Origin of the sequence: Acinetobacter sp. CIP 102637, from assembly GCF_000368425.1 — a bacterium.
Classification (GTDB): Bacteria; Pseudomonadota; Gammaproteobacteria; order Pseudomonadales; family Moraxellaceae; genus Acinetobacter; species Acinetobacter parvus.
This window is the reverse complement of record NZ_KB849435.1, coordinates 110,518-123,964: the sequence shown is the minus strand read 5'-3', so window position 1 is coordinate 123,964 and position 13,447 is coordinate 110,518. Positions and strand designations below refer to the sequence as shown.

The following is a 13,447-nucleotide window of genomic DNA, read 5'->3' as shown; positions in this document are numbered from 1 at the left end:
CATCAAATAGGTCGGCGTAAAGTCCGACGTTTAATGCGCTTGATGGGAATACATGCCTTGTATCCAAAACCCAATACCAGTAAGCCTAATCTTGCACACCGTATTTTCCCATATCTGTTGAAAAACATGGTCATCGATCACTCTAATCAAGTCTGGTGTACAGATATAACGTACATTCCTATGGCTAAAGGCTTTGTCTATCTGTGTGCAATTATAGATTGGCATAGTCGTAAAGTACTGGCTCATCGAGTATCGATCAGTATGGAAACAGACTTTTGGATAGATGCGTTGCAAGAAGCAATTGTGAAATATGGTTGTCCAGAGGTGTTTAATACAGACCAAGGCAGTCAATTCACAAGCGAGGCATTTTTGAATGAGTTAAAATTGCGAAATATCCGTATCAGCATGGATGGGAAAGGACGGTGGATGGATAATGTGATGATTGAGCGGTTATGGCGCAGCGTGAAGCATGAGGAAGTCTATTTGAAGGCTTACGATACGGTTAAACAAGCGAAACAATCAATTGCTGAATATTTGGATTTTTATAACACGATACGTCCTCATTCAAGTTTGAATAAGGCAACACCAAATGAATTTTATGATCAACATTTACTAAAAGTAATGGCAGCATAATTTAAATATTTAGAGCGGATTTATCACTTATAAAACTGAATTGAGTGGTCTAATTAACGGAACCACATTATATAATCATAGGCTTTTTTAATTTGATCTTGTACAAAATCATTTATGCTCATTCATCTACCTACTAAATACTTTTAACCAATAAAAACAGTCTTAAATCTGAATCATTGGCTGCAAAAAATCCGAACTTTTTATAAAACGCTGCTACATCTTGATTCTTTGCATCAATCACTACCACAGCAAGCCCAATAACATCTGATAAGCGTTTAATGGTTGCTAGCGCATGTGCCAATAAATAACGCCCTACACCTTGCCCTTGATGCGCTTCATTAATTGCCAAACGTCCAATTAATGCTGCTGGTATCGGCTGATAGGCTGAAAACTGCTTTAAATGATCTGGAGAATCATCACGGTGAATCTGGGTTGTAGAAAGACTGTAGAACCCTGCTATTTGCTCATTTTCATCTATGGCTAAATAGGTACGACTGACTGAACGCTTTTGCAATTGGCTCGCCTGTTGCTGCAAAAAACGATTGAGTAATGGCTCTCCACAATCAAAAGCGTTCTTGTCATACTTACTGCTTAATGGTTCAATCGAAAACAATAACTTAGACAAGCTGATCACCTAATGCCATCAATGCCTTGAGTTCTTCATTGGCTGGGCTTGGGTTTTCCAGTCGCTCATTCAGCATTTCCCAATCTTTTGCGCCTAAAGTAATACGCTGTTGCTGTGCGATCAGACTTAATGCCTTTTCATAAGACTGCTGCAACATAAATGCGCTGACTGTCGTGCCTGTTAAGGCTGCTGCCTGCTCAATAACCTGTTTCGCTTCACGTGTTGCACGTAAATTAATTCGTTCCATAGCACTCATATAAGAACCCATAGTGTACGTTAGTATTAAGTACATTATAGGAGCTATTTAACTACAGTGCTATACATTGCAATAACTGATTACTTTTTAGCTAAAAATGAGAAATAATAGATACCTAAAATTCTGTCATTTTGGTCAATTTAATATTTTAAAAGCCTAATAGGTAGCTTGTTTTAAGATTACGCTTAATTGGCTCGCCTATGCGTTTTTACCGTCTTTTTTATGATTAGGTGTTACGTTTGGATTAAAAATCCGTGTTTTCCCTATATCCATTTTGACATAAAATTATTATAAATCAGCTATGTAACCTGTGTAACACGTAGCAATTTACAACCAATTAATAAAAACTTATTAAAATACAAAGCTGTAACACCGTTACACCTGTAACACTTAAAAAAAGGCTATATCTGAAAAATAATAAATTTAGTGATTTTAGAAATAGGTGAAAAAATGGATAATTTAGTTCTCTGTCATTTCAGTCAATTCATACAATCCAATTAAGCCGATTCTCTACGTGTAAATTGAATAATATTATCCATCTCATCATCTTGAGGCTTGAACCTAGTTACATCCTGATCCAATCTCAGGGCATCCAGATAATCCGCCCATAGTTGCATCATCTTTTGCCGTTTCTTGAGAAACTTAGTGCGGTTGTATGCTGTGCCATTCGGGTCTCTCACCTTATGGGCTAGTTGATGCTCAATAATATCGCTTCGGGTATCCAGTTCTTCATCTAGTAACGTTCTCGCCGTTGCCCTAAAGCCGTGCGCCGTTTGCTTTCCTCTGAAACCAATCTGTTTTAGCCCCTGCCCCATTGTACAATTACTAATACAGGCTTTATTGGATTTAATGCTAGGAAAGACATAGATAGAGTTTAATTTTAATTCATAGATTTGTTGTAGTATTTCAAAAGCCTGACTGGATAAAGGGACGATGTGCATTTGTTTTGTCTTACTTGCCACAAAGGTTAAATAACGTTTGTCCATGTTTACAGATTCCCATAATAGCCCCCTGATTTCATTAGGTCGCTGGAATATGTAAATGGCAAACTTCATTGCTAATTCAGTAATGATGTAGTTTCTTGGGTTATTCTCCGTATATGCCCATATCCCTTTTAACATGGATGCTAGTTCTTGCTCCTCTGTAATCGCTGGGTGATTCTGTGTTATCGGTTGAGGCAAACTAATACTTTGTGCTGGGTTGTATTGAATTAAACGTTTCTTTAGCGGTATGTCCAAAATCATTTTAATCACCATTCTGACACGCCCAGCCAATGCAATTGCCCCACGCTGAATTATTCGATCTGTAACGTCCTTTTCAAGCTGTTCAGGATTCAATGAGGTGATTGGCATATCTCCAATATAGGGCAATATATCCACGTTTAGCATTCGTGTGTTTTCGCCGTCACTTCTGCCCTCTATTGCCCTTTTATTTAACCAATCCTGAGCATATCGGCTAAATACGTTTTTCGCCTGTGCTCTTTTCTTTTCTTTGTTGGCATTACGATCTTCGGCTGGGTCAATCTCATTGATCAGCATCTTTTTGGCATCATCACGCCGTACCCTTGCCATCTCTAAAGTAATAAGTGGATATGAACCTAAAGCAAGCGTATTTTTTTTTGAGTGACTGGACGGCGGTAATCCATACGCCAATGCTTTGCACCATTGGCTGTGATTAAAAGATATAAACCACCGCCATCAGCATACTTATTTTTACCCTTAGCATTGTAACTAAGATTTTTACCGCTTTGGCTGTTAGTTTGTTTGATAATTGGCTCATATTTTACTTGACGGTATATTAAATTATACCGTCAAATATACCGTCAAAATGACGGTATTAGCAATGCATTGCCATACATTTGGATACATTGCAACAACCATATATATTTTTATTAATCAGTAACTTAGTAATTGCATTACATTGCATGGAATTACAGAATGCCCGAACTTCCAGAAGTTGAAACCACAAAAACCAGTTTACTGCCGCTTTTAGAGCAACGTGTACAAGCTATAAGAGTACACAATCCTAGTTTGCGCTGGCCTATCCCTGATGATCTTGAAAAATTAATTGGTCAACGTTTAATTCAACTCAAACGTCGTTCCAAATATATTTTGGCTGAATTCGAACAAGATCAAATGCTTTGGCATTTAGGCATGTCAGGTAGTTTTCGCTTGTGCCAACCCAGTGACGAATTGCGGAAACATGATCATTTAATTATTGATTTTGAAGATATTCAACTGCGCTATCATGATCCACGTCGTTTTGGCTGTATTCTTTGGCTAGATCAGGACAATCAGTCCAAGCTTATTGACACACTTGGTCCAGAACCTTTAAGTGAAGATTTTAATGCGACTTATTTGTTAGAAAAGCTAAATAAGAAGAATGTCGGTATTAAAATTGCACTTATGGATAATCATGTGGTGGTAGGTGTTGGTAATATTTACGCAACTGAAAGTCTCTTCAATATTGGAGTTCATCCTGCGCAACCTGCTTTAACTTTAACTCAAGCACAAGTTGAAAAGTTGGTGATTGAGGTCAAGCGCATCTTAAAACAAGCAATTGATTTAGGTGGATCAACTTTGCGTGACTATAGTAATGCGATGGGTGAAAATGGCTATTTTCAGCAGACACTTTTAGCTTATGGTCGCGCAGGTGAGATGTGTGTTAATTGTGAAACTACATTAGAAAACTTAAAGTTAGGTCAACGTGCTAGTGTCTTTTGTCCACAATGCCAACCTTTAAAACTAAGCAAAGTATAGATCATTTAAGATGCAATCAAGGAGAACAACCTTATGCAAACCGCAATTGTTCGGCATATTCTGGTCAAGGATAAAGACTTGGCAGAACAACTGAAAAAGCGGATTCATTCTGGCGCGGACTTTGCGAAAATTGCCAAGCAATATTCAACATGCAACTCAGCAAAACGTGGTGGTGAACTCGGTGAAGTGAAAAAAGGGCAGCTTGTTTCTGTGATCGACAAACTGGTTTTTACTGCCGCGGAGAGAGTCTTACACGGTCCAATTAAAAGCCAGTTTGGTTTTCATCTGGTTGAAATTAAATTTCGTATGGAGGGTTTTTGATTGAAGCCTTTCTTTTATCGTGAATGAGGGACCCATATCTGCTCATTCATGACATAAGTCCATGCCTGTACAATCTCACCAGTATCCAGAATAGTTTTTACTTGCACTCTTGTATATTGCACACCCTCAAAATCATCCAGCATTTGCCAATTTTCTGCCAATTTTTCAGTGCTAAACAGATAACCTTCTACCAATGCGTCTTTTTCATTTAAAATAATGGCTGGCAAACCCTTATCTGGGCCCCAATCTAAAATATGAATTGTTCCATGTATAGAAGCTTTTTCCCAGTCACCACCTATTCCAGCAAGAATATGGGCATTCTCCCGATTTGGGCAAAGTGTGCCGTAGACAAACAAGCGATTCATAGATTTATCCCACTTTAATATTTTTCAGCATGTTAAAGTGAAATAATTAAACTTTCCATGTTTAGTACCTCCAATTATTGAAATAACTTTTACCAATTATTTTTCAATCAGGCATAAAAAATGGCATATCGAGATGCCATTTTATTTTCAGGAATTTTTAACCCTGCTTTTTCAACTCATCACGGATTTCACGTAACAACTGAATATCTTCTGGTGTTGCTGCTGGTTCAGGAGCGACTTCCTGTTGTTTACGAATACGGTTCATCACTTTCACCATAAGAAACACAACCCATGCCAAAATAATGAAATTAAGAAAGATGGTTAAGAAATTACCATAGGTCAAAACATTGACACCTGCTTTTGTTAATTGATCTAAAGACTGTAAATTATTTGGATTGTCTCCGAGCACAATAAACTTCTGGGTAAAATCAACACCTCCACCTGTAATAACTGAAATAAGTGGCATGATGATATCTTTCACCAATGAATCAATGATTTTACCAAATGCACCACCAATGATGACACCAATGGCAAGATCCATCATATTGCCTTTGATAGCAAACTCTTTAAATTCTTGAATAATACTCATCTATAACTCTCCAGAGTTGAACTTAATCGCAACCCATTTTTACATTGTTTATTACACAGGTGCGAATATGGCATGATGTTGATAATTTAATATTTTTATCAAAAAAGAAAGCTATTTCACACTTTAACAACACTTTTTATTTTAATAAAAATATGTGCTTAAGCATCTCTCGGCCATTAAGTCTACGCAATGAAAAAACCGCTAAACAGAATTAGCGGTTTTTTCTTTTTCAGTTAAGAAAAATTATTTATCACGGTTACGCTTACGTTCGTTTTCAGTCAAGTAACGCTTACGAATACGAATTGATTTTGGTGTTACTTCAACTAGCTCATCATCTTCAATGAATTCAAGCGCTTGTTCAAGCGTATATTCCAGTGCAGGTGTTAAAGTCAATGCTTCATCAGTACCAGATGCACGGACGTTGGTGAGCTGTTTCGCTTTAGTTGGGTTAACAACCATATCGTCTGAACGGGAGTTAATACCGATGATCATGCCTTCATATACTTCAAGCTGTGGTTTAGCAAATAAACGACCACGGTCTTGAAGTGTAAATAATGCATAGCCCAGGCAAGTACCTTGAACCATAGAGATCAACACACCGTTTTGACGCTTCGCCACAGTACCTGCTTTTGCTGGACCGTAATGTGAGAAGCTTGATGTCATAATCCCTGTACCAGAGGTCATGGTCAGGAACTCTGAACGGAAACCAATCAAACCACGTGAAGGTACAGTCGCTTCAATACGGATACGACCTTTACCATCAACTTCCATATTGGTCATTTCACCTTTACGGAAGCCCATTTGTTCCATAACTGAACCTTGATGCTGTTCTTCAACATCAAACGTTACATTTTCGTATGGCTCTTGTTTTTCACCATCGATTTCTTTCATGATGACTTGTGGACGAGAAACACCCATCTCGAAGCCTTCACGACGCATGTTTTCAATCAATACTGAAAGGTGAAGTTCACCACGACCAGAAACCTTGAAACGGTCTGGACTATCCGTATCTTCAACACGTAATGCCACATTGTGAATCAATTCGCGGTCAAGACGTTCACGAATATTACGTGAAGTCACGAATTTACCTTCTTTACCCGCAAATGGTGAGTTGTTCACTTGGAACGTCATCGAAACTGTAGGTTCATCTACAGACAATGGCGGTAACGCTTCAACATTTTTCGGGTCGCAAATCGTGTCAGAAATATTGAGTGCATCAATACCTGTAATACAGATGATATCGCCTGCTGATGCAGATTCAACATCAACACGCTCTAAGCCGTGGTAACCCATAATTTTAAGGATACGACCGTTACGTGTCTTACCTTCTTTATCAATTACAGTCACTTGGGTGTTTAACTTTACAGAACCACGTTGAATACGACCAACGCCGATCACACCTACGAAACTGTTATAGTCAAGTGAAGAAATCTGCATTTGGAACGGACCATCAACATCAACTGCTGGTGGTTCTACGATATCTACAATTGTTTGGAACAATGGTGTCATATCATCAGCAAGTTCCTCTGGTGATGGACCTGCAACACCACGAAGACCTGAAGCATAAACGATTGGGAAATCCAATTGCTCATCAGTTGCACCCAAGTTATCAAATAAATCAAATACCTGATCAATAACCCAATCACAACGAGCACTTGGCTTGTCAACTTTGTTAATAATTACGATTGGCTTCAAACCACGTGCGAACGCTTTTTGCGTTACGAAACGAGTTTGTGGCATTGGACCTTCCTGAGAGTCAACCAGAAGCAATACGCAGTCAACCATCGACATTACACGTTCAACTTCACCACCGAAGTCGGCGTGTCCTGGGGTGTCAACGATGTTGATGCGATATTCAGTGTTGGTACGTGCATCTAACCATTTGATTGCAGTGTTTTTTGCAAGAATGGTAATACCACGTTCAGACTCAAGCGCGTTAGAATCCATAACACGTTCAATCTCGCCTGCGCGATCACCAAGAGCACCTGATTGTTGTAAAAGTTTGTCTACAAGAGTCGTTTTACCATGATCGACGTGCGCAATAATGGCAATGTTACGGAGAGTTTTAATATCTGACATGTAAAATTCGATACGCTTTAAATTTGAGGGCAAATTATACAGAAGAATCCTAAACTTTAGTAGTGACAGTTTATTGACAGAGTACTTTTTTTCTGACGAAACGTTACAGAATCGTTGGTAAAGTAGGCCAACTCTATTAGAATATTCCACTAATGCTTATCGCTTTTTTATACTCCCATGCCAAATTCCCAACCTCAACAACAGCTTGATCTGGTCTATGGACTCAATGATCAACCGAAACCTTTTGTTGCATTTTTAGCCGCGTTACAGCATCTTTTGGCAATCCTAGTGCCTATCGTAACCCCAGGATTATTGATCTGTCTGGCACTTGGCGTGTCCCGCGAAGACACCAACATGATCCTGTCCATGTCATTGATTATTTCAGGGATTGCGACCTTTTTACAGTGCAAAAAAGTTGGACCATTTGGTGCAGGATTGCTGATTGTGCAAGGGACCAGCTTCAATTTTATTGGTCCGATCATTGGGATTGGCAGTGCCATGGTTGCAGCAGGGACATCCGTTGAACAGGTGATGGCAGCTATTTTTGGGGTGGTAATTGCGGGTTCATTCATCGAAATGGGTGTCTCCAGAATTCTACCCTGGGTTAAAAAGCTGATTACTCCACTTGTGACAGGCATTGTGGTTTTGCTGATTGGCTTAACCTTGATTAAAGAGGGTTTGATCAGCATGGGTGGTGGTTATACTGCGATGCAGGACAATACCTTTGCCAATGCAGATAACCTGATCATGTCCTGTACTGTGCTGGGAATTATTATTCTACTCAATCGTATCCGTATAATTTGGGTGAAAAGTTCAGCAATTTTAATTGCTTTGGTGATTGGTTATATCCTTGCTGGATTTATGGGACATTTAAACTTTTCTGTGTTGCAGGATGCGCCACTGATCCAGATTCCCATCCCAATGCACTTTGGATTAAGCTTTTCATGGAGCCTGTTTATTCCAATGGCATTTATCTATTTGGTCACTTCACTGGAAGCGATTGGTGATGTGACCGCCACCAGTAAAATTTCCAATCAGCCTGTTGATGGTCCAATCTGGATGCAACGAATTAAGGGTGGTGTATTGGTCAATGGTGCGAACTCATTTCTGGCGGGTATTTTCAATACATTCCCAAGTTCTGTGTTTGCTCAAAATAATGGTGTCATCCAATTGACAGGTGTGGCAAGCCGTTATGTCGGGATCTGGATTGCCATCCTGCTGGTTATTTTGGGACTATTCCCTGCTGTTGCAGCGGTCATTCAGGCTGTACCCCAAGCTGTGCTCGGTGGTGCGGTAATGGTGATGTTCGGTGCTGTTGCTGCGTCTGGAATCAATATCCTTGCCAGCATCCAGTTAGACCGCCGCGCATTATTGATTGTTGCCATTTCCCTTGCACTGGGTTTAGGCGTGGCGCAGGTTCCCCAGATTCTGGAGCACCTACCTGAACTATTTAAAAACATCTTTAGTTCAGGCGTGGCAACAGGTGGTATTGCCGCTTTGATTTTAAATATTGTTTTACCTGAAACGCACAAATAACCATCTGGCAATCGCACTGCCCAGTTTTACCACTGGGCTTTGTTTTTGATGAGAGATCAAAATGGATCCACGTAGTGAAGTTGTTTTAAGACAACAAGATTATTTAAATGGGCAAGTTTTACTGATTAATGCGCCCAACGACCAACTCGCCAAAAATTTACCTAGTCAAGTACAAGCGTCTGTCTGGACTTGGAATTATGCTGATCATCAAGGTTTTCAAAGCGGTGGTATAAATTCATATTTTTCAGTTGAGTTGCCACAAGCAAGTTTTGATCAGGTTGTTATTTTCGTTCCAAAATCTAAAGAGTTATTGAATTATATTCTTCATGTCGTGGTTAGCCAGTTAACACTCGGTCAAAGCGTATTTTTAGTAGGTGAAAAAAAAGGCGGTGTTGAACGTGCTGCCAAACAATTGCAGCAATACGGTAAAACCCTGAAACTTGACAGCGCACGTCATTGTCAACTTTGGCAGATGATCATCGAAAAAACTGGGCAATTAAAGCCACTTGAACATTGGATTAAAAGCTATAGCATTCAGATTGGAGAAGAGCAGCTAGAAATCACCGCCCTACCTGGTGTATTTAGCCAGAACCATTTAGATGTCGGTACAGCCGTATTATTGCCTTACCTGAATCAAATAAAATCAGGCAAGATTGCCGACTTTGGTTGCGGTGCTGGAATTATTAGTGCCTATTTAGCCAAACTTAATCCAAACCAGCACATTTTTGCACTTGATGTTGATGCATTTGCATTACGCTCCACTGAACTGACATTTCAACGAAACGGTTTAAATTTAGCACAGCTACATCTACAGCCTGTCACAGGTTTTGTTGATGCACCTAAAGATCTAGATGCCATCGTCAGTAATCCACCTTTTCATCAGGGTATTCATACCAATTACCATGCAAGTGAAGAACTCTGCCAACTTGCCAAATCTCACCTGAATAGCTCAGGCGAGCTATGGATTGTCGCCAATCGTTTTCTAAATTATCCACCTCTGATTGAGCAGAGCTTTGGTCAATGTCTTGTGAAAGCAGATCAACAGGGATTCAAGGTGTTATATGCCTGTGCAAACAGGGTCAGCTGATACTTTATCTATGGTTGCGGCAGAGAATATTTTTTAGGCGGTATAAGGCATGGGTGATGAAATTTAGTGATTCTAAATGAATCAGCCATAACGCTATAGCGGCAAAAAATATTCCTGCCCCGAAGGGTTATGGTTGAAATTCCCTCACTCTTCGTTATAAAACTTAGTAATAGAGTCGCTATTACTTTCGTTTCATGCCTTGATTGATGAAATTTCAGCCTATAACGCAACCCATATATAAAGTGTCAACAGACCCTTATACAGTTTAAGGAATTTTTATGAGCGATACATCTGCTCCCCAGCATCTCCAGCGTAAGCTTGGGGCACGCCACCTAAATATGATTGCCATTGGCGGTTCAATTGGCACAGGCTTATTCCTTGCTTCGGGTTCTACCATTGCCACCGCAGGTCCAGGTGGTGCGTTATTGGCATATGCTTTAATTGGTATCATGATTTATTTTCTGATGACCAGTCTGGGAGAACTCGCCACCCATAACCCAAGCTCTGGTGCATTCTTTACCTATGGCAGCCGCTATGTCGAAGAGGGTTTTGGTTTCGCACTGGGTTGGAACTACTGGTATAACTGGGCAATTACTGTTGCTTTTGAATTGGTTGCGGTACAGTTCATTATGAAATTCTGGTTTCCTGAGATTGCAGGTTTTTACTGGAGTGCCATTTTCCTTGCCGTGATTTTTGGCATTAATGCCATGACCGTCAAAGGCTTTGGTGAAAGCGAATTCTGGTTTTCCATGATTAAAGTGGTTGCGATTATCGTCTTTATCATCATTGGGATTGCCATGATTGTAAAAATCATGCTTACACCTGATGTATCGGTATGGAGCAACTGGACCAAGGGGGATGCGCCTTTTGTGGGGGGGCTGCAAGCCCTGGTCGGGGTCGCCATGATTGCGGGATTCTCTTTTCAGGGCACTGAAATGGTGGGCGTTGCCGCAGGTGAATCCAAAGACCCAAAGAAAACCATTCCATTGGCGATTAAACAGATTTTCTGGCGGATTTTGCTGTTCTATATCCTGTGTATTTTTATCATTGGTACATTGGTCAGCTATGATAATCCACTGTTATTACATGCAGCCGAAAGTGAAAATATTGCCCTGTCACCCTTTACCTTACTGTACGAAAAAGCGGGCTTGGCCTTTGCCGCAGGCTTAATGAATGCGGTGATTCTGAGTGCGATTTTATCTGCGGGTAACTCTGGGATGTACTCCTCTACCCGCATGCTGTTTGATATGGCAAAAGAGGGGCGTGCGCCAAAATGGTTTTCCAAACTGGATACTCGTGGCGTTCCCATGAATGCCTTGTATGCAACCACAGCCGTTGCGGCGCTCTGTTTCCTGACCACTTTTATTGGCGAGCAACAGGTTTTTAACTGGTTGTTGAATATGTCAGGCATGTGCGGATTTATCGTCTGGCTCGGCATTGCCATTTAACACTACCGTTTCCGCAAAGGCTATACAGCACAGGGCTATAAAATCATAGACCTTGCCTACCGTGCCAAGTTCTTCCCATTCGCACCTTGGTTTGCATTTATTCTTTGTTCAGTCATTATTTTAGGTCAAAATTATCAGGCAGTTCTGGGTGGCAAAATTGACTGGTTAGGCTTACTTTCAACCTATATCAGCATTCCATTATTCCTGATCATTTGGTTAGGCTATAAATGGAAACATAAAACCAAACTGATTGCCTACAAAGACATGAATGTGAAAGAGGGCGAATAAAAAACCATTTTTTACTTGACCATTATGAAAATTTGAGTAAAATTCACGCTCATATTTTCAACGGCACTATTTTATAGGAGGACAACATCATGCCATTACTACAAGGAATAACTTACTAAGGTTTGGCACGTTGTCGTCTCACGGACAAGTGACAAATCTGCTGATCACTTGTCCGAATGCTTTATTAGACCTGGCATTCGCTAGGTTTTTTTACGCCTATTCGGACAGAAAAATTAAAATGACCGAGATAAGAAAATGGGCATACAAAAAATTCTCAATGCAGAAGCGCATTATGGCGTTCCAGTGAAAATATTCACCAACGACATTGATAGCGACAGTATTGAACAACTCAAGAAAATGGCCCAACTGCAATTTATTTATTCACATATTGCTGTCATGCCAGACGTGCATGTGGGTAAGGGTGCAACCGTTGGCAGCGTGATTCCAACCAAAAACGCGATTATTCCTGCGGCGGTAGGTGTGGATATTGGTTGTGGCATGAATGCAGTTCGACTCAACCTCAAGGCATCCCAATTACCAGACAATCTTGCACCGTTACGGCATGCAATTGAACGCAAGGTGCCTGTCGGCTTTGAATCGCACAAGCAAATCAAAGCCAAGGCTTCCAGCATTATTCCATTGGAAAAACGCTTGCAGCCGATCATTCAAAAACATCCAGGCTTGGTTCGGATGCTGCGAAAGTTTGATGCAACCTGGCAAAAACAACTCGGTACTTTAGGTGGTGGCAACCATTTTATTGAGCTATGTCTGGATGAAAATCAGGATGTCTGGATCATGCTGCATTCAGGTAGTCGCGGCTTGGGTAATGTGATTGGCACCTATTTTATCGAACTGGCAAAGAAAGAAGCACAGCACCGTTTTGGTCATGTCCCTGACAAGGATTTAAGCTACTTTGCTGAGGGTTCAGCCAGTTTCAATGACTATGTGGAAGCAGTGGAATGGGCACAAAACTATGCTTTTGAGAATCGTCGGGAAATGATGCGACTAATTCTGGAAGCCATTCGCCCACTTCTCCCCCCCTTTCAAATGACTAAAGAAGCGATTAATTGCCACCATAACTATGTCAGTCGGGAGAATCACTTTGGCGAAGATTTATTAATTACCCGTAAAGGCGCTATTCGGGCAGGTCAGGATGAACTCGGTATCATCCCAGGTTCAATGGGTGCTCGCTCTTATATTGTTAAGGGCAAGGCAAATCCTGAATCATTCTGTTCATGCTCACATGGTGCGGGACGGAAAATGAGTCGCAACAAGGCAAAACTCTTGTTTAGTCAAGATGATTTGATTCAACAAACCCAAGGGATTGAATGCCGTAAAGATGCAGGGGTGATTGATGAAATTCCAAGTGCATACAAAGACATTGATCAAGTCATGGCAAACCAGTCTGACTTGATTGAAATTGTACATACACTCAAACAAATTTTATGTATTAAAGGCTAA

12 protein-coding genes and 2 pseudogenes are annotated in these 13,447 nt (G+C 40.5%); 7 read left to right on the top strand and 7 right to left on the bottom strand.

Features of this window, described 5'->3' with window-relative positions; translation table 11 throughout:
- Nucleotides 1–633, top strand: a pseudogene (locus F967_RS03765) (IS3-like element ISAcsp5 family transposase); the annotation flags it as partial.
- A gap of 133 nt (nt 634–766) precedes the next feature.
- Here the strand turns inward: F967_RS03765 and F967_RS03760 are convergent.
- The 4 genes from F967_RS03760 to F967_RS14710 form a co-directional block, all read right to left on the bottom strand.
- Complete coding sequence (locus tag F967_RS03760) at nt 767–1,267, bottom strand: GNAT family N-acetyltransferase (RefSeq protein ID WP_228127270.1); 501 nt, start codon at nt 1,265–1,267, stop codon at nt 767–769.
- A complete protein-coding gene (locus F967_RS03755; RefSeq protein ID WP_034430959.1) occupies nt 1,251–1,514 on the bottom strand; it encodes a type II toxin-antitoxin system TacA family antitoxin in 264 nt (87 codons plus the stop codon). The genes F967_RS03760 and F967_RS03755 overlap by 17 nt, the downstream gene beginning before the upstream one ends.
- Before the next feature lie 497 nt (nt 1,515–2,011).
- Complete coding sequence (locus F967_RS03750) at nt 2,012–3,166, bottom strand: tyrosine-type recombinase/integrase (RefSeq protein ID WP_228127269.1); 1,155 nt, start codon at nt 3,164–3,166, stop codon at nt 2,012–2,014.
- Nucleotides 3,112–3,282, bottom strand: coding sequence for an Arm DNA-binding domain-containing protein (locus tag F967_RS14710; RefSeq protein WP_416201996.1), 171 nt, complete (start codon nt 3,280–3,282; stop codon nt 3,112–3,114). The genes F967_RS03750 and F967_RS14710 overlap by 55 nt, the downstream gene beginning before the upstream one ends.
- Nucleotides 3,283–3,451: 169 nt before the next feature.
- Here F967_RS14710 and mutM point away from each other — a divergent pair, with 169 nt between their 5' ends.
- Complete coding sequence (gene mutM, locus F967_RS03745) at nt 3,452–4,273, top strand: bifunctional DNA-formamidopyrimidine glycosylase/DNA-(apurinic or apyrimidinic site) lyase (protein WP_004798294.1); 822 nt, start codon at nt 3,452–3,454, stop codon at nt 4,271–4,273.
- A 33-nt stretch (nt 4,274–4,306) separates the two neighbouring features.
- Nucleotides 4,307–4,594, top strand: a complete 288-nt coding sequence (locus tag F967_RS03740; RefSeq protein ID WP_004678291.1) for a peptidylprolyl isomerase — start codon at nt 4,307–4,309, stop codon at nt 4,592–4,594.
- Nucleotides 4,595–4,608: 14 nt separating this feature from the next.
- Here F967_RS03740 and F967_RS03735 read toward each other — a convergent pair whose 3' ends face one another.
- From F967_RS03735 to typA, 3 genes are all read right to left on the bottom strand, one after another.
- The gene (locus F967_RS03735; protein WP_004756046.1) at nt 4,609–4,959 is read right to left on the bottom strand and encodes a gamma-glutamylcyclotransferase family protein; all 351 of its coding nucleotides are present in this window, start codon (nt 4,957–4,959) and stop codon (nt 4,609–4,611) included.
- A 157-nt stretch (nt 4,960–5,116) separates the two neighbouring features.
- On the bottom strand, nt 5,117–5,548 hold the full coding sequence (mscL, locus tag F967_RS03730; RefSeq protein WP_004678293.1) for a large conductance mechanosensitive channel protein MscL: 432 nt from the start codon (nt 5,546–5,548) through the stop codon (nt 5,117–5,119).
- A gap of 243 nt (nt 5,549–5,791) precedes the next feature.
- Entirely contained in the window at nt 5,792–7,627 is a 1,836-nt protein-coding gene (typA, locus tag F967_RS03725; protein ID WP_004681681.1) for a translational GTPase TypA, read from the bottom strand.
- Between the two features lie 177 nt (nt 7,628–7,804).
- Between typA and F967_RS03720 the strand changes: the two genes are divergently transcribed.
- The 4 genes and pseudogenes from F967_RS03720 (at nt 7,805) to F967_RS03705 (ending at nt 13,447) form a co-directional block, all read left to right on the top strand.
- Nucleotides 7,805–9,163: a uracil-xanthine permease family protein gene (locus tag F967_RS03720; protein WP_004798291.1), complete on the top strand. Its 1,359-nt coding sequence runs from the start codon at nt 7,805–7,807 to the stop codon at nt 9,161–9,163.
- Nucleotides 9,164–9,224: 61 nt separating this feature from the next.
- The gene (locus tag F967_RS03715; protein ID WP_004798289.1) at nt 9,225–10,250 is read left to right on the top strand and encodes a methyltransferase; all 1,026 of its coding nucleotides are present in this window, start codon (nt 9,225–9,227) and stop codon (nt 10,248–10,250) included.
- Nucleotides 10,251–10,528: 278 nt separating this feature from the next.
- Nucleotides 10,529–11,986: pseudogene (locus tag F967_RS03710) on the top strand (amino acid permease).
- 255 nt (nt 11,987–12,241) lie between these two features.
- A complete protein-coding gene (locus F967_RS03705) occupies nt 12,242–13,447 on the top strand; it encodes an RtcB family protein (RefSeq protein ID WP_004798284.1) in 1,206 nt (401 codons plus the stop codon).

Excerpts from the sequence above, each read along its gene's own strand:
- F967_RS03755 (WP_034430959.1), bottom strand. The coding sequence starts at position 1,514 with ATGAGTGCTATGGAACGAATTAATTTACGTGCAACACGTGAAGCGAAA.
- mutM (WP_004798294.1), top strand. The coding sequence starts at position 3,452 with ATGCCCGAACTTCCAGAAGTTGAAACCACAAAAACCAGTTTACTGCCG.
- F967_RS03740 (WP_004678291.1), top strand. The coding sequence starts at position 4,307 with ATGCAAACCGCAATTGTTCGGCATATTCTGGTCAAGGATAAAGACTTG.
- F967_RS03735 (WP_004756046.1), bottom strand. The coding sequence starts at position 4,959 with ATGAATCGCTTGTTTGTCTACGGCACACTTTGCCCAAATCGGGAGAAT.
- mscL (WP_004678293.1), bottom strand. The coding sequence starts at position 5,548 with ATGAGTATTATTCAAGAATTTAAAGAGTTTGCTATCAAAGGCAATATG.
- typA (WP_004681681.1), bottom strand. The coding sequence starts at position 7,627 with ATGTCAGATATTAAAACTCTCCGTAACATTGCCATTATTGCGCACGTC.
- F967_RS03720 (WP_004798291.1), top strand. The coding sequence starts at position 7,805 with ATGCCAAATTCCCAACCTCAACAACAGCTTGATCTGGTCTATGGACTC.
- F967_RS03715 (WP_004798289.1), top strand. The coding sequence starts at position 9,225 with ATGGATCCACGTAGTGAAGTTGTTTTAAGACAACAAGATTATTTAAAT.
- F967_RS03705 (WP_004798284.1), top strand. The coding sequence starts at position 12,242 with ATGGGCATACAAAAAATTCTCAATGCAGAAGCGCATTATGGCGTTCCA.